26 protein-coding genes are annotated in these 24,040 nt (G+C 72.9%); 6 read left to right on the top strand and 20 right to left on the bottom strand.

Features of this window, described 5'->3' with window-relative positions; translation table 11 throughout:
* Nucleotides 1–518 (bottom strand): sigma-E factor negative regulatory protein (locus B351_RS0103280; protein WP_019397627.1); only part of this gene is annotated, 518 nt, incomplete at its 3' end.
* Nucleotides 515–1,144: an RNA polymerase sigma factor RpoE gene (gene rpoE, locus B351_RS0103285; RefSeq protein ID WP_026010294.1), complete on the bottom strand. Its 630-nt coding sequence runs from the start codon at nucleotides 1,142–1,144 to the stop codon at nucleotides 515–517. The genes rpoE and B351_RS0103280, both read right to left, overlap by 4 nt.
* Before the next feature lie 269 nt (nucleotides 1,145–1,413).
* Here rpoE and B351_RS0103290 point away from each other — a divergent pair, with 269 nt between their 5' ends.
* Nucleotides 1,414–3,489 (top strand): 3-hydroxyacyl-CoA dehydrogenase NAD-binding domain-containing protein, encoded by a 2,076-nt coding sequence (locus B351_RS0103290; RefSeq protein WP_026010295.1) that lies wholly within the window; start codon nucleotides 1,414–1,416, stop codon nucleotides 3,487–3,489.
* 117 nt (nucleotides 3,490–3,606) lie between these two features.
* Here the strand turns inward: B351_RS0103290 and B351_RS0103295 are convergent, their stop codons facing one another.
* From B351_RS0103295 to B351_RS0103355, 13 genes are all read right to left on the bottom strand, one after another.
* Nucleotides 3,607–4,638: a DUF4380 domain-containing protein gene (locus B351_RS0103295; RefSeq protein WP_019397630.1), complete on the bottom strand. Its 1,032-nt coding sequence runs from the start codon at nucleotides 4,636–4,638 to the stop codon at nucleotides 3,607–3,609.
* An 89-nt stretch (nucleotides 4,639–4,727) separates the two neighbouring features.
* On the bottom strand, nucleotides 4,728–5,081 hold the full coding sequence (locus B351_RS0103300; RefSeq protein WP_019397631.1) for a PilZ domain-containing protein: 354 nt from the start codon (nucleotides 5,079–5,081) through the stop codon (nucleotides 4,728–4,730).
* A 27-nt stretch (nucleotides 5,082–5,108) separates the two neighbouring features.
* Entirely contained in the window at nucleotides 5,109–6,134 is a 1,026-nt protein-coding gene (locus tag B351_RS0103305; protein WP_019397632.1) for a DNA polymerase III subunit delta', read from the bottom strand.
* On the bottom strand, nucleotides 6,131–6,802 hold the full coding sequence (tmk, locus tag B351_RS0103310) for a dTMP kinase (RefSeq protein ID WP_026010297.1): 672 nt from the start codon (nucleotides 6,800–6,802) through the stop codon (nucleotides 6,131–6,133). The genes B351_RS0103305 and tmk overlap by 4 nt, the downstream gene beginning before the upstream one ends.
* Nucleotides 6,799–7,869 (bottom strand): endolytic transglycosylase MltG, encoded by a 1,071-nt coding sequence (gene mltG, locus B351_RS0103315; RefSeq protein WP_407059576.1) that lies wholly within the window; start codon nucleotides 7,867–7,869, stop codon nucleotides 6,799–6,801. Before mltG ends, tmk begins: the two co-directional genes overlap by 4 nt.
* A gap of 66 nt (nucleotides 7,870–7,935) precedes the next feature.
* Complete coding sequence (locus B351_RS0103320; RefSeq protein WP_019397635.1) at nucleotides 7,936–9,291, bottom strand: aminodeoxychorismate synthase component I; 1,356 nt, start codon at nucleotides 9,289–9,291, stop codon at nucleotides 7,936–7,938.
* Between the two features lie 69 nt (nucleotides 9,292–9,360).
* Nucleotides 9,361–10,599: a beta-ketoacyl-ACP synthase II gene (gene fabF / locus B351_RS0103325; protein ID WP_083852382.1), complete on the bottom strand. Its 1,239-nt coding sequence runs from the start codon at nucleotides 10,597–10,599 to the stop codon at nucleotides 9,361–9,363.
* A 136-nt stretch (nucleotides 10,600–10,735) separates the two neighbouring features.
* Nucleotides 10,736–10,975 carry an acyl carrier protein gene (gene acpP, locus B351_RS0103330; protein ID WP_013535667.1) on the bottom strand — a complete coding sequence of 80 codons (240 nt, stop codon included), beginning with the start codon at nucleotides 10,973–10,975 and terminating at the stop codon, nucleotides 10,736–10,738.
* A gap of 187 nt (nucleotides 10,976–11,162) precedes the next feature.
* Nucleotides 11,163–11,909, bottom strand: a complete 747-nt coding sequence (fabG, locus tag B351_RS0103335) for a 3-oxoacyl-ACP reductase FabG (protein WP_019397637.1) — start codon at nucleotides 11,907–11,909, stop codon at nucleotides 11,163–11,165.
* A 52-nt stretch (nucleotides 11,910–11,961) separates the two neighbouring features.
* Entirely contained in the window at nucleotides 11,962–12,903 is a 942-nt protein-coding gene (fabD, locus tag B351_RS0103340; RefSeq protein WP_026010299.1) for an ACP S-malonyltransferase, read from the bottom strand.
* 166 nt (nucleotides 12,904–13,069) lie between these two features.
* Entirely contained in the window at nucleotides 13,070–14,050 is a 981-nt protein-coding gene (locus tag B351_RS0103345) for a beta-ketoacyl-ACP synthase III (protein WP_019397639.1), read from the bottom strand.
* 86 nt (nucleotides 14,051–14,136) lie between these two features.
* Entirely contained in the window at nucleotides 14,137–14,328 is a 192-nt protein-coding gene (rpmF, locus tag B351_RS0103350; RefSeq protein WP_019397640.1) for a 50S ribosomal protein L32, read from the bottom strand.
* Between the two features lie 99 nt (nucleotides 14,329–14,427).
* On the bottom strand, nucleotides 14,428–14,949 hold the full coding sequence (locus B351_RS0103355; protein ID WP_039730807.1) for a YceD family protein: 522 nt from the start codon (nucleotides 14,947–14,949) through the stop codon (nucleotides 14,428–14,430).
* A gap of 112 nt (nucleotides 14,950–15,061) precedes the next feature.
* On the opposite strand from B351_RS0103355, the gene B351_RS0103360 reads away from it, so the two are divergent.
* Complete coding sequence (locus B351_RS0103360) at nucleotides 15,062–15,628, top strand: nucleoside triphosphate pyrophosphatase (RefSeq protein ID WP_019397642.1); 567 nt, start codon at nucleotides 15,062–15,064, stop codon at nucleotides 15,626–15,628.
* 7 nt (nucleotides 15,629–15,635) lie between these two features.
* Here B351_RS0103360 and B351_RS0103365 read toward each other — a convergent pair whose 3' ends face one another.
* The gene (locus tag B351_RS0103365) at nucleotides 15,636–17,495 is read right to left on the bottom strand and encodes a glycosyltransferase family 39 protein (RefSeq protein ID WP_019397643.1); all 1,860 of its coding nucleotides are present in this window, start codon (nucleotides 17,493–17,495) and stop codon (nucleotides 15,636–15,638) included.
* A 41-nt stretch (nucleotides 17,496–17,536) separates the two neighbouring features.
* Between B351_RS0103365 and B351_RS0103370 the strand changes: the two genes are divergently transcribed.
* Genes B351_RS0103370 through B351_RS0103385 form a run of 4 tightly spaced genes read left to right on the top strand, consistent with a single transcriptional unit; the run spans nucleotide 17,537 to nucleotide 21,964 of the window.
* Nucleotides 17,537–18,493: a MoxR family ATPase gene (locus B351_RS0103370; protein ID WP_039730808.1), complete on the top strand. Its 957-nt coding sequence runs from the start codon at nucleotides 17,537–17,539 to the stop codon at nucleotides 18,491–18,493.
* A complete protein-coding gene (locus B351_RS0103375; protein ID WP_019397645.1) occupies nucleotides 18,493–19,464 on the top strand; it encodes a DUF58 domain-containing protein in 972 nt (323 codons plus the stop codon). The genes B351_RS0103370 and B351_RS0103375 overlap by 1 nt, the downstream gene beginning before the upstream one ends.
* Entirely contained in the window at nucleotides 19,461–21,410 is a 1,950-nt protein-coding gene (locus B351_RS0103380; RefSeq protein ID WP_019397646.1) for a DUF3488 and transglutaminase-like domain-containing protein, read from the top strand. The genes B351_RS0103375 and B351_RS0103380 overlap by 4 nt, the downstream gene beginning before the upstream one ends.
* Before the next feature lie 17 nt (nucleotides 21,411–21,427).
* Entirely contained in the window at nucleotides 21,428–21,964 is a 537-nt protein-coding gene (locus B351_RS0103385) for a Slp family lipoprotein (protein ID WP_019397647.1), read from the top strand.
* Between the two features lie 91 nt (nucleotides 21,965–22,055).
* On the opposite strand, the gene B351_RS0103390 is transcribed toward B351_RS0103385, so the two are convergent.
* The 4 genes from B351_RS0103390 to B351_RS0103405 form a co-directional block, all read right to left on the bottom strand.
* Nucleotides 22,056–22,403, bottom strand: a complete 348-nt coding sequence (locus B351_RS0103390) for a histidine triad nucleotide-binding protein (RefSeq protein ID WP_019397648.1) — start codon at nucleotides 22,401–22,403, stop codon at nucleotides 22,056–22,058.
* Nucleotides 22,404–22,482: 79 nt separating this feature from the next.
* Nucleotides 22,483–23,070 (bottom strand): recombination mediator RecR, encoded by a 588-nt coding sequence (gene recR / locus B351_RS0103395; protein ID WP_019397649.1) that lies wholly within the window; start codon nucleotides 23,068–23,070, stop codon nucleotides 22,483–22,485.
* Nucleotides 23,071–23,210: 140 nt separating this feature from the next.
* Complete coding sequence (locus tag B351_RS0103400) at nucleotides 23,211–23,531, bottom strand: YbaB/EbfC family nucleoid-associated protein (protein WP_019397650.1); 321 nt, start codon at nucleotides 23,529–23,531, stop codon at nucleotides 23,211–23,213.
* A gap of 4 nt (nucleotides 23,532–23,535) precedes the next feature.
* Nucleotides 23,536–24,040, bottom strand: a 505-nt coding sequence (locus tag B351_RS0103405; RefSeq protein WP_019397651.1) for a DNA polymerase III subunit gamma/tau C-terminal domain-containing protein, incomplete at its 5' end; no start/stop codon positions are given.

A 24,040-nucleotide genomic window follows, 5' to 3' on the forward strand; every position in this document is an offset into this window, starting at 1 on the left:
GTCGCCGGCGCATCCTCCGGAGTGGCATCCCGGGCGGCCGGGGCCGCCTCGGCGACTACCGGCGCTGCCGGCAGTTCCGGCGTGCTGGCCACGGTCGGCGCGGACGCCGCCGGCAGCGCGCCCGGATCGCGGGCCTGGCCCATGAACAGGGCCACCACCGCGACCGAGGCCGCCAGCGTCGCGGCGCCGCCGCCCCAGCGCATCCAGCCGTGGCGCGCGCCGCCGCGGGTGCCGGTGGCGGCCACCGCCGCCGCGTCCTCGCGCACGGCCAGGGCCACCGCCTCGGCGAAGCCGGGGGCAGCCATGCGCCCGAGCCGGCCGCGCATCACCTGCCCGTACAGCTGCCAGCGTTCGTAGCTGTCGGCCAGTTCGCGGTCGTGCTCCAGCCGGCGCAGCAGGAAGCGGGCCTCGTCCGGGGCCAGCGCGCCGTCGACCAGCGCTGAAAGCTGCTGGCGATAGTGGAGTTCAAGCCGGTCGACGCCGGGGGCGTCGTTGCGGGGGCGGATGTCCTGGCTCATGTTCTGTTTCGTTCGCGGGTAGCGCTTTGGACCTCGAGCAGCGGCCGAAGTTCGGCATCGATCGCTTCCCGGGCACGGAAGATGCGCGAGCGGACCGTGCCGATCGGGCAACCCATCTTCTGCGCGATCTCCTCGTAGCTCAGGCCGTCCACCTCGCGCAGGGTGATGGCGGTCCGCAGTTCCTCCGGCAGCGCGTCCACCGCCTTCATCACCGTGCGCTCCAGCTCCTCGCGCATGGCCTCGCGCTCGGGGGTGTCGGTGTCGCGCAGGCGGGTGCCGACGTCGTACTGCTCGGCGTCGCTGGCGTCGATGTCGTCCGTCGGCGGGCGCCGGTTGTGGGCGACCAGGTGGTTCTTGGCGGTGTTCACTGCGATCCGGTGCAGCCACGTATAGAACTGGGCGTCGCCGCGGAAGTTCCCGATCGCGCGGAAGGCGCGGACGAAGGTGTCCTGGGCGACGTCCTGGCACTCGCTCCAGTCCGGCACGTAGCGGCCGATCAGGGCGACGATCCGGTGCTGGTACTTGCGCACCAGCAGGTCGAACGCGGCCGTCTCGCCACGCTGCACGCGACGGACCAGTTCGAGGTCCAGGTCCTGGGGTGAATCCTTTTGCGTTCCTTCGGCCATGCCGGGCCGTACTCCTGTCGGCGCGGCCGAGCCGTGCCCTGTGACCGCCGTTGCCGGGAAAAGTTCAGCGGCCTGGCGCGGACCGCTTCCGGATCTCCACATTGTGACGTGCTGCCGTCCGCCCATGCAGGAACTTAACCGCCCGCCGCTTACCGTCGCGCAGGCCGCCCGCCGGCCGCGCGCGCCTTCTCCTGTTATGGGATTTGACGCGGCGGAAACAACCTCGGGATGATAGCCGCCCCTTCCATACACAACCGGATGGTGCACCCATGCTCCCAGGCCTCGACGGACTCCGATTCAGCCACTGGCAAGCCGCCAGGCGCGACGACGGAGTCGTGGTACTGGCGCTGGACCGGGCCGACGCGGCGGTCAACGCGCTCTCGCAGGACGTCCTGATCGAACTGGGCGACATCGTCGAGCGCCTGGCGATCGACCCGCCCAGGGGCGTGGTGTTCCGTTCGGGCAAGGCCAACGGCTTCATCGCCGGCGCCGACCTGAAGGAGTTCCAGGAATTCGACCGCAAGGGCACGGTCAACGACGCGATCCGCCGCGGCCAGGCCGTGTTCCAGAAGATCGCCGAACTGCCCTGCCCGACCGTGGCCGCGATCCACGGCTTCTGCATGGGCGGCGGCACCGAACTGGCGCTGGCCTGCGACTACCGCGTGGCCAGCAATGATCCGTCCACCCGCATCGGCCTGCCGGAAACCCAGCTGGGCATCTTCCCGGGCTGGGGCGGCAGCGCCCGCCTGCCGCGCCTGGTCGGCGCCCCGGCGGCGATGGACATGATGCTCACCGGCCGCCGCCTGGCCGCCAAGGCCGCGCGCAACATCGGCCTGGTCGACAAGCTGGCCGAGCCGGCGGTGCTGGAGGACGTGGCCGCCGCGCTGGCGCTCAAGGGCCTGGAGCGTCCGTTCGGCCAGCGCTTCAAGGGCTGGGCCACCAATACCTGGCTGGCGCGCAAGATCCTGGCCCCGCAGATGGCCAAGCAGGTCGCGCGCAAGGCGCGCAAGGAGCACTACCCGGCCCCTTACGCCCTGATCAGCACCTGGGAGCGCAGCGGCGGCGCCGGCATCCAGGCCCGCCTGGACGCCGAACGCAAGGCCGTGGTCAAGCTGGCCGCCAGCCCGACCGCGCGCAACCTGATCCGGATCTTCTTCCTCAGCGAGCGGCTCAAGGGCCTGGGCGGCAAGGAGCATGGCATCGCCCACGTGCACGTGGTCGGCGCCGGCGTGATGGGTGGCGACATCGCCGCCTGGGCGGCCTACAAGGGCTTCAGCGTCACCCTGCAGGACCGCGAGCAGCGCTTCATCGACGGTGCCCTGTCCCGCGCGCAGGAGCTGTTCGGCAAGCGGGTCAAGGACGCGGCCAGGCGCGCCGAGGTCGCCGCGCGCCTGCAGGGCGACCTGGCCGGCGACGGCGTGGCGAAGGCCGACCTGGTGATCGAGGCGATCATCGAGAACCCCGACGCCAAGCGCGAGCTGTACCAGTCGCTGGAGCCGCGGATGAAGCCGGACGCGCTGCTGGTCACCAACACCTCCTCGATCCCGCTGGACGAGCTGCGCGGCCACATCGCGCGCCCGGCGCAGTTCGCCGGCCTGCACTACTTCAACCCGGTGGCGCAGATGCCGCTGGTCGAGATCGTCCGCCATGCCGCGCTGGATCCGGCCACCGAGCAGCGCCTGGCGGCGTTCTGCAAGGCGCTGGACAAGTTCCCGGTGCCGGTGGCCGGCACCCCGGGCTTCCTGGTCAACCGCGTGCTGTTCCCGTACATGCTCGAGGCCGCGCACGCCTATGCCGAGGGCATCCCCGGCGCGGTGATCGACAAGGCCGCGGTGAAGTTCGGCATGCCGATGGGCCCGATCGAGCTGATCGACACCGTCGGCCTGGACGTGGCCCAGGGCGTGGGCGCCGAGCTGTCGCCGTTCCTCGGCCTGTCGCTGCCGGAGGCGCTGTCCACGGTCGAGCCGGGCAAGCGCGGCAAGAAGGACGGCCAGGGGCTGTACAAGTGGGAGAAGACCGAGAAGGGCAGCAAGCCGGTCAAGCCGGAAGTGCCGCAGGGCTACAAGGCCCCGGACGACCTGGAGGACCGCCTGGTCCTGCCGCTACTCAACGAGGCGGTGGCCTGCCTGCACGACGGCGTGGTCGACGATGCCGACCTGCTGGATGCCGGCGTGATCTTCGGCACCGGCTTCGCGCCGTTCCGCGGCGGCCCGATCCAGCACATCCGCGCCACCGGCGCCGACGTCCTGCTGGAGAAGCTCAAGGCCCTGCAGGCACGCCACGGCGAGCGCTTCGCCCCGCGCCCGGGCTGGGACAGCCCGCTGCTGCGCCAGCCGCCGGCATAAGCGGCGGCCCTGCCGCGCCGGCGCCCGCGCACCGGCGTGGCCGGCCCCCGGAAGACAGGACCGGGCGGCCCATGGCCGCCCCGTCCCGTTTCCATGCCCGGCACCGCTCCGGGCGGCCTATTCGATCCCGGCTTCGTCCAGCATCCGCCGCAGGAACGCGACCTGGGCGTCGCGGCGGTCCGGCCCGTCGTAACGGCGCACGATCCACCACTGCCGCGCGCTGGTGGATTGCCCCGGCTCCAGGGCCACGTAGGGCGCGTGCACCTCCAGCTCCATCAGGCTCGGATAGGCCGGGTCCGGGCGCCAGTCCAGGTACAGCTCGACCTGGCCCTGCTCGGGGTGGATCCGTTCCAGCGGCTGTTTCTCGAAATGGATCACGAAGGCCTGCCCGGCGTTGAAGCCGGCGATCCAGCCGGCCTGCGGCTGGATGAACACCTTGCCGCGGCGGCCCAGCAGGCCCTCGCCCGGCGGCAGCAGCTCCAGCGAGAACAGGCCGTCGTCGCTGCGGCTCACCAAGGCGTCGTAGCCGCCGTCGGTATCCGAGCGCACGCGCACGCCGCTGCCATCGGCGGCCACCGGCACGTACACCCGCGTCTGCGGCGGCACCCGCGAGTTGAACCAGATGTCGCGCGCCACCGGTTCCTTGCGGATGTTGCGCATGTCCACCACCAGCTCGGCGCGGTCGTGGGCGAGGTTGAACGACTGGGTCAGCTGCACGCCGCTGACCGGGCTGGCCACGCCCTCCACCACCAGGCGGGCATCGCCCTGCTCCAGCACCTTCGCCGGGGCATGCGCCAGCCACGGATCCGGCGGCCAGATCGCGCCGGCCTTGCGCCGCGCCGGGTTGAGGGCCTGGTGCGTCCACCACTCCGACTGCGGCCCGACCCAGACCTCGTGGCCCAGGTAGGGGATGTTGTCGCCGTCGGCGCGCACCTGCGGGTCCGGCTCGGCCTGCACCGCCGGGCCCTCCAGCAGCAGGTTGGGCGCGCCGGGCAGCGACAGGTGCAGGATGCGCCCGCCCAGCCGCGGCGATACGTCCATCTGCAGCGCGGGGCCCTGCAGGCGCATGCGCAACGGCACCGGCGGCTCGGCCGCGACCGCGGCCAGCGAGGCCGCGCCCAGCAGCGCGGCCAGGAGGGACTTGCGCACGTGGAGTCGGGTTTCGGGCATATGTACCCCCTGGGGTTGTCCGGCCTGCCCGCGTCCGCATGCAGCGGGGGACGCCCCCGCCGGGCAGGTCACATGGTGTGGGTGGGCTTGTCGCCGTTGAGGGTGCCGGCGAGCAGGGTCTCGATCCGGTTCTTGACCGCCTCCCCGTCGGTGCCTTCCGGGAACTGCACGCCGATGCCGGCGACGCGGTTGCCCTGGGCGCCGGCCGGCGTGACCCAGACCACCTTGCCGGCGATCGGCAGGCGCTCGCTGGAATCGGGCAGGGTCAGCAGCAGGAACACCTCGTCGCCGAGGAAGTAGCGCTTGGGCGTGGGCACGAAGATGCCGCCGTTGCGCACGTAGGGCATGTACGCCCCGTACAGGCCGGCCTTGTCCTTGACCGCCAGCGACAGGATGCCCTGGCGTCCGCTTGCAGCACTCATTGGATCATTCCCCTTTACTCGCGCCGGCTAGGTCTTCGTGCTGCGTGCCAGGTCGCGCCAGCCGAGCAGCAGGTCCGCCATCACCAGGTCCGCCCGCACCGTGCTGCGCAGCAGTTCGCGGGCACGGTTGGCGCGGTCGAACCACTCCGCCAGCTTGTGCAATCGGGCTGGATCGGTCAAGCCGGAAGCGGCCTCGCCCACCGCGTGTTCCGCGGCGTGGCGCAGGCGTTCCTCGCCACGCTCGTCCGCGCCCCAGCGCTGCGCCACCTCCAGCGGATCGGCGCGGCCGCCGCCGATCGCGGCCAGGTCGGCCGCGACTTCCTTGCGCAGGGCCAGGCCATCGCCTTCCAGCCAGCTGGCCGCCAGCCCCGGGTGGCCGCGCGCGGCGTCCAGCGCCACGCCCGCGGCCGCCTGGGCGTGGCCGCGCGCCTGCAGCCAGGCCAGCGCCTCGGCACGCGGCGGCAGGCGCATCTCCAGGCGCTGGCAGCGGCTGCGGATGGTGGCCGGCAGGCGCGCCGGACTGGCCGTGACCAGCCATAGGTAGCGCCCCGGCAGCGGCTCCTCGAGGGTCTTGAGGATCGCGTTCCAGGCGCTGTAGTTGACCGCGTCGGCCGGCTCGACCACCGCCACCCGCGAACTGAACGTGGCCGAGACCTCCAGCCGCTCGGACAGCTGGCGCATCTGCTCGATCACGATCTCGGTGCGCATGCGCGGCGGCGACGGCTTCAGCCGCCACTCGTAGCCGACGAAGATCAGGTCCGGGTGCGCGCTGTGGCCGTCGGGCTGGGCCAGGGAACCGTCCGGGCGGGTTTCCACCGGATCGCGCTGGGTACGGGTGGCGAACAGCTCGCAGCTGCGGCAGCGGCCGCAGGCCCGGCCGCCGGCGCGCGCCTCACACAGCACGTACTGCGCCAGCGCCTCGATCACCGCGCGCTTGCCCAGCCCGGCCGGGCCACACAGCAGCAGTGCGTGGCCCAGGCGCCCGGCGTCCACCGCCGCGGCCGCCTGCTCGTACAGGCGCTGCTGCCAGGGCGCGAAACCGTCCGGGCTCATGCGCCCTCCCGCCGGTCCAGCCACGCCGCCACCGCCGCGGCGACGTCGCGGCCCACCGCCTGCGGCGGCTGCGCCGCGTCGATCAGGGCGAAGCGCTCCGGCTCGGCCCCTGCGCGCTGGCGGAAGCCGCGGCGCACGCGCTCGAAGAATTCGTCCTGCTCGCTCTCGATCCGGTCCGGCCACAGGTCGCGGCCGCTGGTGCGGGCGCGGCCCTCGCGCACGTCCAGGTCCAGCAGCAGGGTCAGGGCGGGGCGCAGGCCGACGGTGCGCCGTTCCAGGTCGCCGATCCAGGCCGGGTCCAGGCCGCGGCCGGCGCCCTGGTAGGCGTAGCTGGAATCGGTGAAGCGGTCGCTGACCACGAACGCACCGCGCTCCAGTGCCGGACGCACCACCTCGGCCACGTGCTGGGCACGGGCGGCGAACATCAGCAGCAGCTCGGTCTGCGGGTGCAGCGGCTCGGCCACGTCCTGGCCGGGCGCCGAGCGCGCCAGCAGCAGCTCGCGGATGCGCTCGGCCAGCGGCGTGCCGCCCGGCTCGCGGGTCAGCACCACCTCGTGGCCGCGCGACAGCAGCAGGTCGCGCACCGCCGCCAGCGCGGTGCTCTTGCCGGCGCCCTCGCCGCCCTCGAGGCTGACCAGGCGCGGATGCATGGGCAATGCCTGGCTCACTGCTGCGGCTCCGCTTCGGCGCGCGGCGGGCAGTTGCGCCGGCGCTGGTAGCAATCCACCGCGCGGTTGTGCTCGGCGTAGGTGGCCGAGAACACGTGCGAGCCGTCGTTGCGCGAGACGAAGTACAGCGCGTCGCCGGGCGCCGGGTTCACCGCCGCGTGGAGCGCGGCGCGGCCGGGCATGGCGATCGGGGTCGGCGGCAGGCCCGGGCGGGTATAGGTGTTGTACGGGGTGTCGGTGGCCAGGTCGCGCTTGCGGATGTTGCCGTCGTAGGCGCTGCCCATGCCGTAGATCACGGTCGGGTCGGTCTGCAGCAGCATGCCCTTCTGCAGCCGGCGCGAGAACACGCCGGCGATCTGCGGGCGCTCGTGCGCCTGGCCGGTTTCCTTCTCCACGATCGAGGCCAGGATCAGGGCCTCCTCCGGCGAACGCAGCGGCGTGTCCGGCGCGCGGTTCGCCCAGGCCTCGGCCAGGGCCTGCTCCATCGCCGCGTAGGCACGGCGCAGGATGTCCAGGTCGCTGTCGCCGCGCTGGTACAGGTAGGTCTCCGGCAGGAAACGCCCTTCCGGGTGCTGGCCGGGATGGCCCAGCGCCGCCATCAGCGCGGCGTCGTCCAGGTCGGTGGCCTCGTGCAGCAGCGGCTCGGCCGCGGCCAGCGCGGCGCGCAGCTGGCGGAAGTTCCAGCCCTCGACGATGGTGACGCGGTAGTGGATGACGCGGCCATCGCGCATCCGCCGCAGCAGCTCGCGCGGGGTGATGCCCGGCTCCAGCGCGTACTCGCCGACCTTCAGCCGGCCGGCGGCGTCCAGTTCCCGGGCCAGCAGGCGCCACTCCAGGTCGTGCCCGGCCACCACGCCGGCCTGGCGCAGGCGCGCCAGCACCGTGCGCAGGCCGTCGCCGCGCTCGATGCGCACGCTGGCCGGTTCGCCGGTCCAGGCCGGAGCGTCGGCGAAGCGCTGGTAGTGGGTCCAGCCCCAGGCCGCCACGCCGCCGGCCAGCAGCAGCACGGCCAACAGCACGCCCAGCGAAATCCCGATTGCACGCCTACATCCGCCGGCCACGGCCACCTCGTTCCCAGGAAGGTCGCTCAGGATACCGCGCCGCACGTGCCGCCCGCCGCCCCCGCGCGCGGTTCACGCCTCCGGCACCAGCGCGCGCAGCAGGCCGCGCGCCTTGGCCCGGGTCTCGTCCAGCTCGCGGCCGGGAACCGAGTCGACCACGATGCCCGCGCCGGTGCGGAAGCTGGCGGTGTCGCCCCGCACTTCCGCGCTGCGGATCAGGATGTTGAGGTCCATGTCGCCGTTGCGGCCCAGCCAGCCGAAGGCGCCGGTATAGGCACCGCGCGGTACCTGCTCCAGCTCGGCGATGATCTGCATGCAGCGCACCTTGGGGCAGCCGGTGATGGTGCCGCCGGGGAACACCGCGGCGATCACCTCGCCCGGGGTGGCGCCGGGGCGCAGCTGGCCGCGCACGTTGCTGACGATGTGGTGGACGTGGGCGTAGCTCTCCACCGTCATCAGTTCGTCGACCTCGACGCTGCCGGGCGTGCACACGCGACCGAGGTCGTTGCGCTCCAGGTCGATCAGCATCACGTGCTCGGCGCGCTCCTTGGGATGGCCGACCAGCTCGCGGATGCGCGCGGCATCGTCGTCGCCAGGAAAGCGCGGGCGGGTGCCGGCGATCGGCCGGGTCTGCACCGTGCGCCCGTGCACCGCCACCAGCCGCTCCGGCGAGGAGCTGGCCACCGCCCAGCCCTCTCCGGCGAACAGGCCGGCGAACGGCGCCGGGTTGGCCTGGCGCAGGCGTGCGTACAGCGCGGCCGGATCCAGCGGCGCGTCGAAGCGCGCCTGCCAGCCGCGCGAGAGGTTGACCTGGAACACGTCGCCGGCGCGCAGGTAGTCGAGCACGCGCGCCACGCCGTCGAGGAAGCGCTGCGGTTCGTCCTCGCCGATTTCCGCCGGCGGCTGCCACGCCGGCAGCGGCGGCAGCGCGGCGCTGGCCTCCAGGTCGGCGCGCAGCACCCCGAGCAGGTGCCCCTGCCCCGGCTCGGCGATGGCCACGCACTGCCCGCTGGCGCGGTCGCGCAGCACCGCGGCCGGACAGCGCAGGGCCAGCGCCGGCGGGCGCCCGTCCTGGCGCTGCGGCAGCTGCAACACCGGTTCGACCTGGGCGGCCAGTTCGTAGTCCAGCAGCAGGGCCCAGCCGCCTGCGAACGGCCAGCGCGGATCGGCGATGCCGGCATCCTCGCGCCGCCACCAGGCATCGAGCGCCTGCAGGAAGGTACCGGCGTGCTCCGCACCGTCGAGATCGCGGGTGGTGCCGTCGGCATCCAGGCGCAGGCCGCGGCCGTCGGCCACCAGCAGCAGGTCCCAGCGCCCCTGGGCGGTGCCGGAGGCGACGGACTCGAGCAGCAGCGGATAGCGCGACGGCGCCTGCCGGTGCAGGGCCAGCAGGTCGACCGACGCCGGAAGCGCGAAGGGCTGGAGCATGGGATGGGCGGCCCCGGCGGCGGATGCCGTTGCAGTGGCGGGCGCCGGCCGCGGCCGGCGCCGTAGCCATCAGATGCGGCCGAAGACCAGGGTGCCGTTGGTGCCGCCGAAACCGAAGCCGTTGGACACGGCCACGTCGACCCTGGCCTGGCGCGCCACGTTGGGCACGTAGTCCAGGTCGCAGCCCTCGCCCGGGTTCTCCAGGTTGATGGTCGGCGGCACGATGCCGTGGTGGATGGCCAGCACCGAGAAGATCGCCTCCACGCCGCCGGCGGCGCCCAGCAGGTGGCCGGTCATCGACTTGGTCGAGCTGACCATCATCTTGTAGGCGTGGTCGCCAAAGGCGCGCTTGATCGCCAGGGTCTCGGCCAGGTCGCCCAGCGGGGTCGAGGTGCCGTGCGCGTTGAGGTAGTCGACCTTCGCCGGATCGATCTTCGCGTCGCGCAGCGCGGCCAGCATGCAGCGCGCGGCGCCGTCGCCGTCCTCGCTGGGGGCGGTCATGTGGTTGGCGTCGGCACTGGCGCCGAAGCCCAGCAGCTCGGCGTAGATGCGCGCGCCGCGTGCCTTGGCGTGCTCGTACTCCTCCAGCACCAGGATGCCGGCGCCGTCGCCCAGGACGAAGCCGTCGCGCTCGGCGTCCCACGGGCGCGAGGCGCGCTCGGGCTCGTCGTTGCGGGTGGACATGGCCTTCATCGAGCAGAAGCCGCCCATCGAGGTCGGCGAGGAGCCGCGCTCGGCGCCGCCGGCCACCATCACGTCGGCGTCGCCGTGCTGGATCAGGCGCATCGCCGTGCCGATGGAATGGTTGGAAGTGGCGCAGGCGGAGACGGCCGAGAAGTTCGGCCCCTTCAGCCCGCGGATGATGCTCAGCTGGCCCGGCAGCATGTTGATGATGGTGCTGGGCACGTAGAACGGCGAGATCTTGCGCGGGCCGCCCTCGAGGTACTTGGCGGTCTGCTCCTCGATGCCGAGGATGCCGCCGATGCCCGAACCGATGATCGCGCCCACGCGCTCGGCGTTGGCCTCGGTGATCTCCAGGCCGGAGTCGTCCAGGGCCATGAACGCAGCCGCCAGTCCGTAATGGATGAACGGCTCCATCTTCTTGGCGTCCTTCGGCGGCAGGAACGCGGTGGGATCGAAATCGCGGATCTCGCCGGCGATGCGGGTGGCGTAGGCGCTCGCATCGAAATGCGTGACCGGGCCGATGCCCGACCGGCCGTTGACGATGCCATCCCAGCTGCTGGCCAGGTCGTTGCCCAGCGGCGAGACCATGCCCATGCCGGTGACGACGACGCGACGCTGACTCATTGGCGGCTCCTGCTGCTTCTCGGTGCGGGATTGCGCATGCCGGCGGGTTTCCGCCGGACATGCACGGGGCCGCATGCAGCGGCCCCGTCGGAATGTGGTCGCCGCGGACCACGCGGGTCCGCGGGCACGGCGCGCGTCAGCTCTTGACGTGGGCCTTGATGTAATCGATCGCCTGCTGGACGGAGGTGATCTTCTCGGCCTCTTCGTCCGGGATCTCGCACTCGAACTCCTCTTCCAGGGCCATCACCAGCTCGACGGTGTCGAGCGAGTCGGCGCCCAGGTCGTCGACGAACGATGCGCTGTTGGTCACTTCCTCTTCCTTGACGCCGAGCTGTTCGACGACGATTTTCTTGACGCGCTCTTCGATGGTGCTCATGGGTTTGCTGCTCCAGGCGGAGTGGTTGTTGGTCGAACCGGCGCGAGGATGCGCGGCCCGGGTTTCACTGATCCACAAGGCGGATAGTGTAGTCAAAAGCCGGGGCCACTGGCACCCGCGGGAAAATGCAGGCCATTCAGAAGCTTGCGCGGCTTTTGGGGTCTTGTTTGGCAGCTGCGGGCCGGTGTCAGGCCATGTACATGCCGCCGTTCACGTGCAGGGTCTCGCCGGTGATGTAGCCGGCGTCCGGGCCGGCGAGGAAGGCCACGGCGCGGGCGATGTCCGCCGGTTCGCCGAGGCGGCCCAGCGCGATCTGGCCGAGCATCGCCTCCTTGGCGTCCGCCGGCAGGTCGCGGGTCATGTCGGTGTCGATGAAGCCCGGGGCAACCACGTTCACGGTCACGCCGCGGCTGCCGATCTCCTTGGCCAGCGACTTGCTGAAGGCGATGATGCCGGCCTTGGCCGCGGCGTAGTTGGCCTGGCCGGCGTTGCCGGTGGCGCCGATCACCGAGGCGATGTTGACGATGCGGCCCTTGCGCGCCTTCATCATCCCGCGCATCACCGCCTTGCAGCTGCGGTAGACGCTGGTGAGGTTGGTGTCGAGGATGGCCTGCCAGTCCTCGTCCTTCATCCGCATGAGCAGGTTGTCGCGGGTGATGCCGGCGTTGTTGACCAGGATCGAGACCGGGCCGAACTCCTTGGCGATCGCGTCGACCAGCGCCTCGATGGCGCCGGGCTCGGTGACGTCGAGCCGGCGGCCGTGGCCGCCCTTGCCCGCCAGGCGCTCGCCGATCGCCTGCGCGCCGGCATCGCTGGTGGCGGTGCCGACCACGGTGGCACCGCGCGCGGCCAGCTCGTCGGCGATGGCCGCGCCGATGCCGCGGCTGGCGCCGGTAACCAGGGCGATCTCGCCGCTCAGGGGCAGGTTGCTCATGTCGACCTCTTGAATCTTCAGCTAGGACGGCCGCGGCGCGGCCGCGTGGATGTCAGCGCCAGTCGGCCAGCGCCGCGTCGAAGTCGGCCGCCGCGCCGATGGCGCGCGCGTCCAGCGACTTGTCGATGCGCTTCACCAGGCCGGCCAGGACCTTGCCCGGGCCGCACTCGGCGATGCGGGTGGCGCCACGCGAAGCCAGCGCCTGCACGCAGCCGGTCCAGCGTACCGGCAGGTAGAGCTGGCGCACCAGGGCGTCGCGGATCGCGTCCACGCCCTCGTGCACCTGCGCGTCCACGTTCTGCACCACCGGCAGGGCCGGTGCCTGCCACTGCAACTGCGCCATCGCCTCGCCAAGGCGGTCGGCCGCCTGGCGCATCAGCGGGGTATGCGAGGGCACGCTCACCGCCAGCTTGAGCGCCTTGCGCACGCCGCGCTCGGCCAGCAGCGCCAGCGCCGCGTCGACCGCGGCCGCGTCGCCGCCGATCACGATCTGGCCGGGCGAGTTGTAGTTGGCCGGGACCACGATCCCGCTGGACGAGGCCTGGGTGCAGACCTCCTCCACCACCGCGTCCTCGGCGCCCAGCACCGCGGCCATCGCACCGCTGCCGGCGGGCGCGGCCTCCTGCATCAGCTGGCCACGCAGGCGCACCAGGCGCGCGCCGTCGTGCAGCGACAGCGCGCCGGCGGCCACCAGCGCGGTGTACTCGCCGAGGCTGTGGCCGGCCAGCAGCGCCGGCTGTGCGCCGCCCTGGGCCTGCCACGCGCGCCAAGCCGCCACGCCCGCGGCCAGCAGCGCCGGCTGGGTGAACTCGGTGCGGTTGAGCTGCTCTTCCGGGCCCTCCTGCGAGAGCTTCCACAGGTCGACGCCGGCGCCTTCGGAGGCCTCGGCGAAGGCCTCGCGCACCTGCGGGTGCGCCGCCGCCAGTTCGGCGAGCATGCCGACGGACTGGGAACCCTGGCCGGGGAAGACAAAGGCAAGCGTAGCTTGGGTCACGTGCTGTCGCAGTTCGAAGAAGGACGGCGATGATACGGGCGCAACGCGCCGTTTGTCTGTACGACCGCGTATGTGCAGGCCGCGGCGAACGCGCCCGGGACTGCCCGGAAACGCGGAAAGGCCGCACGGTGGCGGCCTTTCCGGTTCGCTGGACGTGGTGCCAGGCTCAGTAGCGCAGCAGCGCCGAGCCCCAGGTGAAACCGCCGCCGAACGCTTCCAGCAGCAGCAGCTGGCCGCGCTGCACCCGGCCGGAGCGCACCGCCTCGTCCAGCGCCAGCGGCACCGAGCCGGCGGAGGTATTGCCGTGGCGGTCGACGGTGACGACCACGCGGTCCATCGGCATCTCCAGGCGCTTGGCGGTGGCCTCGATGATGCGCAGGTTGGCCTGGTGCGGGATCAGCCAGTCCAGGTCGCCGCGGCCCAGGCCGTTGGCCTCCAGGGTCTCGTCGACCACGCCGTCCAGCGCCTTGACCGCGTGCTTGAACACCTCGTTGCCGGCCATGAGGATGCGCACGCCGGCATTGGTGGCGCCGGCGTCGAAGCCGCTGGACACGCCCGCCGGGCAGTGCAGCAGCTCGCGCTTGCTGCCGTCGGCGTGCAGGTGGGTGGAGAGGATGCCGGTCTCGCTGTCGGCCTTGAGCACGACCGCGCCGGCACCGTCGCCGAACAGCACGCAGGTGGTGCGGTCGGTCCAGTCGACGATGCGGGTAAGGGTCTCTGCACCGATCACCAGCGCGGTGCGCGCCGCGCCGGAACGGATGAACTTGTCGGCCACGCTCAGGGCGAACACGAAGCCCGAGCAGGCGGCATTGACGTCGAACGCCGGGCAACCGGCGATGCCCAGCTTCTGCTGCACCAGGCACGCGGTGGACGGGAAGATCACGTCCGGCGTGGTGGTGCCGACCACGATCAGGTCGATCTCGGAGGCCTCCATGCCGGCGGCCTCGATCGCCTTCAGCGCGGCCTGGTAGGCCATGTCGCTGGTGGTCTGGCCCTCGGCCGCCACCCGGCGCTCGCGGATGCCGGTCCGCGTACGGATCCACTCGTCGCTGGTGTCGACCACCTTGGCCAGGTCGTCATTGGTAACCACCTTCTCCGGCAGGTAGCTGCCGGTTCCGGCGATGCGCGAATAGATCCGCTCGCTCATGCGTACTCCCGCAGGGAAGGCTCCCGCGGGAGCCGGAGATTGGCCGCAAACCGGGCGGGCGCGACGCGTCCGCCCGAATGGGGGTCTCAGTCTTCCTCGACCACGTTCTTGGTGGCGATGACCTTCTTGCCGCGGTAGTAGCCGTCGGCGGTCACGTGGTGGCGCAGGTGGATCTCGCCGGTGGTCGGGTCGGTCGACAGCTGCTTGGCGGTCAGCGCGTCATGCGAACGACGCTGGCCACGGCGGGACGGGGTGACACGGGATTTCTGCACAGCCATGGGATTGCTCCAAACTCGGTTGAATTGCGTGTTCTGTAAAGCCTCGAAGCCACCCGCCGGTGCCGTTCCAGGGCGCCTTTGCGCGGCGGCGCGGCCGTACTACTTCTTTTTCAGGGCCGCCAGCGCCGCGAACGGGCTGGCCGCCTGCTGTTCTTCCTCGCTGGCCGACCAGGTCCGGTCGACCGGCTCGCTATCCGGCGAGACCGGGACCACCGGCAGCGCCAGCACCAGTTCGTCCTCCACCAGGTCCAGCGGCCGCAGGATGCCATCCTCCGGCACCAGCAGCGGCTCGTACCCCGGCGGCAACGCCGCCTCCTGGGCCTCGTCGCGGATCAGCCCCAGGCGCTGCACCGCCTTCACCGGGAACACGAAGCGCTCCAGGCTGCGCTGGCATACCAGCGGCAGGCCGGCCTCCAGCGCCAGCTCGATGAACGGCACCTGCAACGCGTCCTGGCCGAACTCCAGCGTGAAGCTGCATTCGCCCTCGGTGTCGGCGAGGCTGCCCTGCAGGCGCGGCAGCGCCGAAAGCGCCACCCGCCCCTCGAACTGCCGCCGCGTGGCGACCATCCTCCAGGCGTCCAGCGTTTCGGGGACCTGCACTGCGGGCACACCAGCGGACATAAGCCGCTGAATGTTAAGGACCGCCCCGCCCCCTGTCAAACCCGCGCCATGAACGTTTGCCGGTGGGCGCGCGACGCGGGAGACTGGCGCGCCATTTTCCCACGAACCGGCCATGCTCGTCCTCGCCTCGACCTCCCCCTACCGCCGCGAACTGCTGCAACGCCTGCGCCTGCCCTTCGAATGCGCGCGCCCGGAGGTTGACGAGACCCCGCTGCCGGGCGAGGAAGTGGCGCCGCTGGTGCGCCGGCTGGCGGCCGCCAAGGCCGGCGCGGTGGCGGCCGCGCGCCCGGGCGACTGGGTGGTCGGCTCGGACCAGGCCGCCGAGCTGGACGGCCGCATCCTCGGCAAGCCCGGCGGTCGCGAGGCCGCGATCGCGCAGCTGGCGGCGATGGGCGGACGCGTGGTGCGCTTCCACACCGCGGTGTGCGTGCAGGGCCCGGGTGGCAGCTTCGCCGCCACCGACCTGACCCGGGTCCATTTCCGCCCGCTTGGGCGCGCGGAGATCGAGCGCTACGTCGACGCCGAGCAGCCGTTCGACTGCGCCGGCAGCTTCAAGTGCGAAGGCCTGGGCATCACCCTGTTCGAGGCGATCGAATCGACCGACCCCACCGGCCTCGTCGGCCTGCCGCTGATCGCCCTGTCCGGCCTGCTGCGCCAGGCCGGCTACGCCCTGCCCTGAAGCCCGCTCAGCCGCCGGCCGCGCAGCGCGGCGTGCGCACGAGTTGCATCCAGCCGTCCTCGACGCTGCCGTCGCGTCCGTGCACGCGCAGCGCCAGGCGATGGCGCCCGGGGCGCACCCAGTCCGGCAGCCGGCCGCGGGCGACGAAGCCCACGTCCGGATGGGTGGGGTCGGTGCTGTTGCGCCAGTACTCGGCCACCTGCGGCGCCGGTCGGCCATAGTCGGCGCGCGCCAGCACGCGCCCGTCCAGCAGCAGTTCCACCGCCTCCACGCCGACCCCGTCCTTGAACGCCCAGCCGCTGGCCTCGTACGCGCAGTCCAGGACCGCGCCAGCCGCCGGCGCGTCCATCCAGGCCAGCGCCGGCAAGGTGCACTGGCCCTCGGCGCGGCCGGGCGGCAGCCGGAACAGCAGGAAGCGCTGGGCGAGGTTGTCGACCGCCAGCACCTGCGGCGGCGGCAGCGGCCCCAGCCAGTCGCACAGCGACTGGTAGTACTGCAGCGTGTTCTTGAACGGCACGTCGCTGGCGGCGGCCACCAGCAGCACGTCCGAGTCCAGCGGCTGGTCCACCAGCAGGCCCCACAGCGCCAGCTGCGGCGAGCGGCCGTGGTGGGCGTTGAGCGGGTGCGGCAGCACGCGGATGTCCGGATCGCCCATGGCGAAGCCCAGCTGCGCGCCGACCTTGAAGCTGTCGCCCACCAGCACCGTGCCGTCGGGCATGTCGGCCAGCGCGCCGCGCACTTCCGCCGCCAGCGCGTCCCAGCCGGCGAAGTTGCGCGGATAGTGCTTGCTGCCGGCCAGTTCCGCGCGCACCGCCGGGATCGACACCGCCAGCAGCCAGGCGAACGCCAGCACCGCGCCGGCCGCGGTCGTGGCCCAGGCCGCGCGGCGCCAGTGCCGCGGCCAGCCCTGCAGCAGCAGCGCCGCCAGCGGCAGCAATGCCAGCCAGGCCGGCAGCGGCCAGTGGAAGCTGACCCGCTCGGCATCGGTGAAGAACCCCAGCAGGAAGAAGCCGCCGGCCACCAGCCCGCCGAACAGGCCGAGGAAGCGCCACGGCGGCCGCAGCGCGCGCAGCGGCCGCGCGCAATGCCATGCGCCGCGCAGCATCGCCGCCAGCAGCAGCGGGGTGACCATCGCCGCCTGCACCGGCAGGAACGCCAGGCCGCCGGCATGCAGCGCCCACGGGTGCCGGTCCACGAACTGGAAGCGCACGCCGGCATCGCCGTGGTCCAGGTTCCACATCAGCAGCGGCGCCCACGCCAGCAGGCCCACCGCCAGGGCCAGCAGCACCCGCGGATCCTCCAGCAGGCGCCGGCCCTGCGGCAGGACCAGCATGGCCGCCGCGCCGGCCACCATCACCCCGGCGAAGCGGTAATGGCTCAGCGCGCCCAGGGCCAGGCCGATGCCCAGTTCCAGCACCGCCAGCGCGCTCACCTGGCGGGTGAGGTGGGTGCCGGCGTGCAGGCACAGCACCGTGGCCAGGGCCAGCGGCACGTCCGGCAGGGCCAGCAGCCCGAGCGTGCCGGACAGCGGCATCAGCACCGCCAGGCTGCCGGCATGCCAGCCCAGGCGGTCGCCGAACCAGCGCCGGCCGATCCGCGCCACCCACCACGGCACGAACGCGCCCACCAGCAGGAACGGCATGCGCAGCGCCAGCAGGTGGTCGCCGCCGAACTCGGTGCCGAGCCGGGCCAGCCACGCGGTCATGCCCGGCAGGTCGGAATAGGCCGGGGCCAGGTGGCGGCCTTCCTGCCAGTAGAAGGCCTCGTCCACGAACAGCGGCAGCCTTGCGGCCACCACCAGCTTCAGCACGCACGCCGCCGCCCACAGCAGGACGAAGGCGCGCCGCGCGCCTAGCCCGTCCTGCATACCCGGTACACTCCAGGCCGATCCGGTAACGCAGGCATGCGATGGCGAACTCCAGGGAAAGACAGTCACTGATCCTACCCGACCCGCTGGCCGACGCCCTCGCCCGTGCGCAGGAACAGGTCAATGCCATGGTCCTCGGCAAGGCGCACGAGGTACGCCTGGCCCTGGTGGCGCTGCTGGCCGGCGGCCACGTCCTGATCGAGGACCTGCCGGGCCTGGGCAAGACCACCCTGGCGCATGCGCTGGCGGCCACCGTGGGCCTGTCGTTCCAGCGCGTGCAGTTCACCTCCGACCTGCTGCCGGCGGACGTGCTGGGCGTATCGGTATACGACGCCAGTGCGCGCCAGTTCCAGTTCCATCCCGGCCCGGTGTTCACCCAGGTGCTGCTGGCCGACGAGATCAACCGCGCCCCGCCGCGCACCCAGAGCGCGCTGCTGGAGGCGATGGCCGAGCAGCAGGTCACCCTGGACGGCACCACCCACCGCCTGCCCGACCCGTTCTTCGTGATCGCCACCCAGAACCCGGTCGACCTGTCCGGCACCTTCCCCCTGCCCGACTCGCAGCTGGACCGCTTCCTGCTGCGCTTCTCGCTGGGCTATCCCGGCGCCGAGGCCGAGCGCGCCCTGCTCACCGGCGCCGACCGCCGCGAGCTGATCGCCCAGGCCGCGCCGGTGCTGGGCGAAGGCGAGGTCCCGGCGCTGCGCGAGGCCGCGGCCCGGGTGCATGCCAGCGAGGCCCTGGTCGACTACGTCCAGGCCCTGCTCGCGCGCAGCCGCCGCCACCCCGGCGTGCGCGTCGGCCTGTCCCCGCGCGCCGGCCTGGCCCTGCTGCGCGCCGCGCGCGCCTGGGCCCTGCTGCTGGGGCGCGGCCACGTGCTGCCGGAGGACGTGCAGGCACTCTTCATCCCGGTCGCCGGCCACCGCCTGGTGCCGGAAGCCGAGGCCGACCAGGGCGCGGCCTTGGCCAAGGCGGTGCTGCACGCGGTGCCGGTGGACTGATGGAACGCCTGCGGGGCTGGGGCGCGCGCATGCGGGCGCTGGCCGCCGCGCTGGAGCGTCCGCGCGCGCCGGAGCCGCTGCCGGCGCTGATCGACCGCCGCCGGGTCTACGTGCTGCCCACCGGCTTCGGCCTGTTCTACGCCGCCCTGGTCCTGGTGATGCTGGTGGGCGCACTCAACTACAACAACAACCCGGCCCTGCTGCTGGCGCTGCTGCTGGGCGCCTCCGGGCTGGCCAGCCTGATCGCCACCCATCTGCAGCTGTCCGGGCTGCGGGTGGAGGCGGCCTCCGCCGAACCGGTGCAGGCCGGCCAGCCGCTGGCCCTGCGCCTGTCCCTGGCCAGCCGCGACGGGCGTGCGCGGCGCGGCCTGCGCGCCGACCTCGACGGTGCCCAGGCCTGGGCCGCGGTGCCGGCCAACGGCTCGGCCGAACTGGTACTGCCCCTGCCCACCCGGCGCCGGGGCTGGCTGGCGCCGGGCCGCATCCGCCTGTCGACCACCCAGCCACTGGGCCTGGTGCGGGCGTGGTCGCGGGTCTGGCCACGCCAGCCGCTGCTGGTCTACCCGCGCCCGGAACCGAGCCCGCCGCCGCTGCCGGACAGCGCCGGCAGCCTCGGCCGCGGCCGCCCCGACCCGCTGGGCGAGGAACCGCACCAGCTGCGCGCCTACCGCCCCGGCGACCCGCCGCGCACCATCGCCTGGAAGCACAGCGCGCGCCGCGATGCCCTGGTGGTGCGCGAGTTCGAACGCACCGAAGGCCGCGAGCTGGTGCTGGACTGGCGCGACCTGCCGGCGCTGGCGGTGGAGGCGCGGATCAGCCGCCTGGCCGCCTGGGTCGACCAGGCCGAACGCGAAGGCCGTCGCTACCGCCTGCGCCTGCCGGCGCAGGACGACATCGGCCCCGGCCAGGGCCCCGAACACCGCCACGCCTGCCTGCGGGCGCTGGCCCTGCTGCCGGACGGCGCCGCATGAGCCGCGCCGACGCCCCGCTGCTGCCCTCCTCCACCCGCGCCTGGACGGTGGCCACCGCCGGCCTGGCCCTGCTGCCGCTGCTGCTGCTCCTGCCGCCGGGCCTGGCGGTGGGGTTCGCCGGCGCCGCAGCGGTGGTGACCTATGCCTCCTGGGCCCGTCCCCTGCCGGCGTGGCTGCGCCTGCTGCTGGCCCTGGCCATGCTTGCCCTGGTGCTGGCGATGATGGGTCCACGCCTGGGCCGCGACACCGGCTGCGCCCTGCTGGCGGCGATGCTGGCGATCAAGCCGGGCGAGTCCCACCACCTGCGCGACGCGCGCAGCCTGCTGGGCTTCTCGCTGTTCGCCCCGTTCGCCGCGTTCCTGCTCGACCAGGGCCCGCTGTCGATGCTGCTGGGCCTGGCCGCGGTGCTCAGCGCGCTGCTGGCGCTGCAGCGCCTGGCCGACGTGGAGAACCAGGCCACCCCGCTGCCCCTGCGCGAGCGCTTGCGGGTGATGGGGCGGCTGGTCGCCATCGGCCTGCCCCTGGCGCTGGCCGCGTTCTGGCTGTTCCCGCGCCTGGCCACGCCGCTGTGGGGCGTGCCCGAGCGCGCGGTCGCCCGCCCCGGCCTGGCCGATCGCATGGAGCCGGGCACCTGGATCGACTTCATGGCCGATGACACCCCGGCGCTGCGGGTGCGCTTCGACACCCTGCCGCCGGCGCCGGAGCAGCTGTACTGGCGCGGCACGGTGCTGTGGAACTACGACGGCCGCGCCTGGACCCGCGAGCCGGGCCTGGACCTGCTGCCACCGCCCGCGCTGCAGCCGGCCGGAGGCGATACGTGGGCGTACGAGCTGGAGATGGAACCCCCCGCCCGCCGCCAGCTGGTGGCGCTGGACCTGCCGCTGCATGCCCCGGACGGCGCGCAGCTGGGCTTCGACCACACCCTGGCCAGCGACCGCCCGCTGGCGTCGCTGAGCCGCTGGCACCTGCGCTCGGCGCCGGCACGCCAGCGCGACCTGCAGCTGCATCCGCGCGTGCGCGCCCTGGCCCTGGCGCTGCCGCCCGGGCGCGACCCGCGCACCCGCGAACTGGCCTGGCACTGGCGCGCGGAAGCCGGCGACGACGATGTGGCGATCGTGCAACGCGCCCTGGACTGGATCCGCGCCGAATTCGGCTACACCCTGGAGGTGCCGCTGCCGGCACGCGACGCCGCCGACCAGTTCCTGTTCGAACTGCGCCAGGGCTATTGCGAACAGTTCAGTTCCTCCTTCGCCATCCTGATGCGCGCCGCCGGCGTGCCGGCCCGGGTGGTGATCGGCTACGCCGGCGGCTACCGCAACCCGTTCGCGGACTACTGGATCGTGCGGCGCATGGACGCCCACGCCTGGGTCGAGGTATGGCTGGAAGGCCGCGGCTGGACCCGCGTCGACCCCACCGCCGCGGTCGCCCCCGAGCGGGTCTACGACACCCTGGAGCAGCGCCGCGCGATGCAGGACGCCGGCGCCGGCCTGCGCGCGCTGCGCCTGCACAACGTCGGCCACCTCAGCGACTGGCTGCGGCGCGGCTGGAACGACCTGGTCCTGGGCTTCAATGCCCAGCGCCAGCAGGCCCTGCTGCGGCCGCTGGGCCTGCAGCGGCTGGAACCGGAGCAGCTGCTGCTGGCGTTCGCCGCGCTGGCCGCGCTGGCGCTGGCGGCGATGGCCTGGTGGCTGGCGCGCGCCGAACGCGGGCGCGACCCGCTGCTGCGCGCCTGGCACCGCCTGGGCCGGCGCTATGCGCGCCTGGGGCTGGGCCGCGCCACGCACGAACCGGCCCTGGCCTGGGCGCAGCGGGTGGCCGCGGCGCGGCCGCAATCGGGCGCGGAACTGGTTGCACTCAGCCAACGTTTCGCCGATTCGCGCTACGCTCCGGTGCCCAAGGGGGAAATGCACCAGCTGGTCCGCGACCTGCGGAGGCATCGCCCCTGATCCTTCCGGAGGTTGAGATGACCTTGCGCAACACCACCCGAATCCTTGCCGCGGCCGCCAGCCTGTCGCTGCTGGCCGCGTGCGCCACCGCGCCCAAGCCGCTGCAGGGCAGCTTCCCGCAGCTCACCCCGCAACAGGCCGCCGGCAGCGTGCCCGCCGCCAGCCCGGTGCGCTGGGGCGGGCGCATCGTCGAGACCCAGCCCAAGCAGGACCGCACCTGCTTCCAGATGGTGGCCATGCCGCTCAACAGCAGCGGCCGCCCGCAGCGCAACGCCAGCGACGCCACCCAGGGCCGCTTCGTCGCCTGCCGCGCCGGCTTCTACGATCCGGCCGTGTTCACCCCGGGCCGCGAGGTGACCTTCGTCGGCCAGGTCGAGGGCACCGATACCGTGCGCATCGGCGAGTACGACTACAAGCTGCCCAGGCTGGCCGCCGACGTGGTCTACCTGTGGCCGGAAGTGCGCGAGGTCGAGGTGGTGGTCCCGCCGCCGGGACCGTACTGGGGTCCGTACTGGGGCCCGTACCGCCGCGGCCCCTGGGGCTGGTGGTGGTAAGCCGCGCCGGCCTTCCCCGGGCCAATGCGAAGACGCCGCCCGATGGGCGGCGTCTTCGTTTGTGGCATGCGCGGCGGAAGTCTGCCGCCGCTCAGCTGCCGAAGCGGCCCAGCGGCGCGCCCGCCAGCAGGTGCAGGTGGACGTGGAACACGGTCTGCCCCGCGTGCTCGCGGCAGTTCATCACCACCCGGTAGCCGTCCCGGGCCAGGCCCTCGCGGCGCGCGTACTCGGCCGCGGCCAGCATCAGCCTGCCCAGCAGCTGGGCGTGTTCGGGACGGGCGTCGTCCAGGGTCGGGATCGCCTCGTGCTTGGGGATGAACAGCACGTGCACCGGCGCCTGCGGCGCGATGTCCTTGAAGCCGAGGATGTCCTCGTCCTCGTAGACGATGGTCGCCGGGATTTCGCCGCGGATGATCTTGCCGAAGATGGTGTCGCTCATGGTCCGTATGCGGTTGGGCCTGGCGAGGCAGCTTACCGCAGCCGGGGTCCCTGTCCGCCCGGGAGGGGCCGCTGCGGCTTCAGGGCATTTCCGAGCGGCTGCCAAAGGCGTGCGAGAGCGTGCCGCGGTCCACGTATTCCAGCTCGCCGCCCAGCGGCAGGCCCTGGGCCAGGCGGCTGGGGCGCACGCCGTGCTGGCGCGCCAGCTGCGCCAGGTAATGCGCGGTGGCCTCGCCCTCGACCGTGGCGCTGGTGGCGATGATCATCTCCGCCACCTCGCCGCCGGCCAGGCGCGTGGCCAGCGTGTCCAGCCCCAGCTCGCGCGGGCCGATCCCGTCCAGCGGCGACAGCCGCCCCTGCAGCACGAAATAAAGCCCGCGGTAGCCGGTGGCGGTCTCGATCGCCATGCGGTCGGCCGGGGTCTCGACCACGCACAGCTGCTGCCGGTCGCGCGCGCTGCTGGCGCACACCGGGCACAGCTCGTCCTCGCTGAAGTCCCGGCACTGCGTGCAATGGCCGATCCGCTCCACCGCCTCGGCCAGCACCGCCGCCAGCCGCTTCCCGCCCTCGCGCCCGCGCTCGAGCACGTGGTAGGCCATGCGCTGGGCGCTCTTGCGGCCGACGCCCGGCAGCACGCGGAAGGCTTCGATGAGTTCCTCTAGAAGCATGTGATCAGTAATTCGTGATTGGGGATTCGAAGGTCCCGCCACGCTCCGGGACGCGGCGCCGGCGGCCTGTGACATCAAGCGAGCACTGCAGTTGCCGTTGGCTCTTGCGAATCACGAATGACCATAACGAATCACGCTCTTCAGAACGGCAGCTTCATCCCCGGCGGCAACGGCAGCCCCGCCGAGGCGGCGGCCATCTTCGCCTTGGACTCGGCGTCGACCTTGTTGGAGGCGTCGTTGAAGGCGGCGGCCACCAGGTCCTCGACCATCTCCGGGTCGGACATCAGGCTGGGGTCGATCCGCACCTTGCGGCATTCCTTCACGCCGGTGAGGGTCACGCTGACCATGCCGCCGCCGGCGCTGCCGGTGACCTCGAGCTTGGCCAGTTCTTCCTGGGCGCGCTGCAGGTTCTCCTGCATCTTCTGCGCCTGTTGCATCAGCTGGGCGATATTGCCGCGCATCGGTTCAATTCTCGTCTACGGGTCGGATGGAGTCCGGCACCACGCGGGCGCCGTGCTGTTCGACCAGGCGGCGTACCGTCGGGTCGTTGAGGAAGGTCTCCTCGGCCGCGGCCTGGCGCGAGCCGCGCTCGCGGTCCAGCCGCTGGTGCAGGGTCTCGGCCGGGGCCGGACCGGTCTGGATCACGATCTTCGGCGCCCCGCCCAGCTGCCCGGCCAGGGCCTCGGCCAGCGCGTTCACCGAACGCTCGCTGCGCAGGTATTCGAAGCCCGGGTCCAGGGCCAGGGTCAGCACGCCATTGGCGTGGCTGACGAAGGCGGTATTGGTGGCCAGCTGCAGCGCCGGGCCGCTGAGGCCGCCGAGCTTGCAGCTGGCGACCCGCTGCAGCCAGTCCTCGGCATCGGCGATCACCGCGCCATCGGTAGCGGCGGGCGCCGTGGCCGCGGTGGCGGGAGCAGCGGGCACGACCGGCTCCGGCGTCGGCTCGCGCTGCGGCACCGGCGCACCCGGC

The organism is Pseudoxanthomonas sp. GW2 (assembly GCF_000283075.1).
GTDB lineage: Bacteria > Pseudomonadota > Gammaproteobacteria > Xanthomonadales > Xanthomonadaceae > Pseudoxanthomonas.

What these genes read in the sequence shown, in the direction of transcription:
- B351_RS0103305 (WP_019397632.1), bottom strand. Translation starts at nt 6,134, where the DNA reads ATGAGCCCGGACGGTTTCGCGCCCTGGCAGCAGCGCCTGTACGAGCAG.
- B351_RS0103290 (WP_026010295.1), top strand. Translation starts at nt 1,414, where the DNA reads ATGCTCCCAGGCCTCGACGGACTCCGATTCAGCCACTGGCAAGCCGCC.
- B351_RS0103365 (WP_019397643.1), bottom strand. Translation starts at nt 17,495, where the DNA reads ATGCAGGACGGGCTAGGCGCGCGGCGCGCCTTCGTCCTGCTGTGGGCG.
- B351_RS0103300 (WP_019397631.1), bottom strand. Translation starts at nt 5,081, where the DNA reads ATGAGTGCTGCAAGCGGACGCCAGGGCATCCTGTCGCTGGCGGTCAAG.
- B351_RS0103380 (WP_019397646.1), top strand. Translation starts at nt 19,461, where the DNA reads ATGAGCCGCGCCGACGCCCCGCTGCTGCCCTCCTCCACCCGCGCCTGG.
- B351_RS0103375 (WP_019397645.1), top strand. Translation starts at nt 18,493, where the DNA reads ATGGAACGCCTGCGGGGCTGGGGCGCGCGCATGCGGGCGCTGGCCGCC.
- fabG (WP_019397637.1), bottom strand. Translation starts at nt 11,909, where the DNA reads ATGAGCAACCTGCCCCTGAGCGGCGAGATCGCCCTGGTTACCGGCGCC.
- B351_RS0103400 (WP_019397650.1), bottom strand. Translation starts at nt 23,531, where the DNA reads ATGCGCGGCAATATCGCCCAGCTGATGCAACAGGCGCAGAAGATGCAG.
- B351_RS0103370 (WP_039730808.1), top strand. Translation starts at nt 17,537, where the DNA reads ATGGCGAACTCCAGGGAAAGACAGTCACTGATCCTACCCGACCCGCTG.
- B351_RS0103390 (WP_019397648.1), bottom strand. Translation starts at nt 22,403, where the DNA reads ATGAGCGACACCATCTTCGGCAAGATCATCCGCGGCGAAATCCCGGCG.
- rpoE (WP_026010294.1), bottom strand. Translation starts at nt 1,144, where the DNA reads ATGGCCGAAGGAACGCAAAAGGATTCACCCCAGGACCTGGACCTCGAA.
- recR (WP_019397649.1), bottom strand. Translation starts at nt 23,070, where the DNA reads ATGCTTCTAGAGGAACTCATCGAAGCCTTCCGCGTGCTGCCGGGCGTC.
- B351_RS0103320 (WP_019397635.1), bottom strand. Translation starts at nt 9,291, where the DNA reads ATGCTCCAGCCCTTCGCGCTTCCGGCGTCGGTCGACCTGCTGGCCCTG.
- B351_RS0103360 (WP_019397642.1), top strand. Translation starts at nt 15,062, where the DNA reads ATGCTCGTCCTCGCCTCGACCTCCCCCTACCGCCGCGAACTGCTGCAA.
- B351_RS0103345 (WP_019397639.1), bottom strand. Translation starts at nt 14,050, where the DNA reads ATGAGCGAGCGGATCTATTCGCGCATCGCCGGAACCGGCAGCTACCTG.
- B351_RS0103355 (WP_039730807.1), bottom strand. Translation starts at nt 14,949, where the DNA reads ATGTCCGCTGGTGTGCCCGCAGTGCAGGTCCCCGAAACGCTGGACGCC.
- rpmF (WP_019397640.1), bottom strand. Translation starts at nt 14,328, where the DNA reads ATGGCTGTGCAGAAATCCCGTGTCACCCCGTCCCGCCGTGGCCAGCGT.
- acpP (WP_013535667.1), bottom strand. Translation starts at nt 10,975, where the DNA reads ATGAGCACCATCGAAGAGCGCGTCAAGAAAATCGTCGTCGAACAGCTC.
- B351_RS0103385 (WP_019397647.1), top strand. Translation starts at nt 21,428, where the DNA reads ATGACCTTGCGCAACACCACCCGAATCCTTGCCGCGGCCGCCAGCCTG.
- fabF (WP_083852382.1), bottom strand. Translation starts at nt 10,599, where the DNA reads ATGAGTCAGCGTCGCGTCGTCGTCACCGGCATGGGCATGGTCTCGCCG.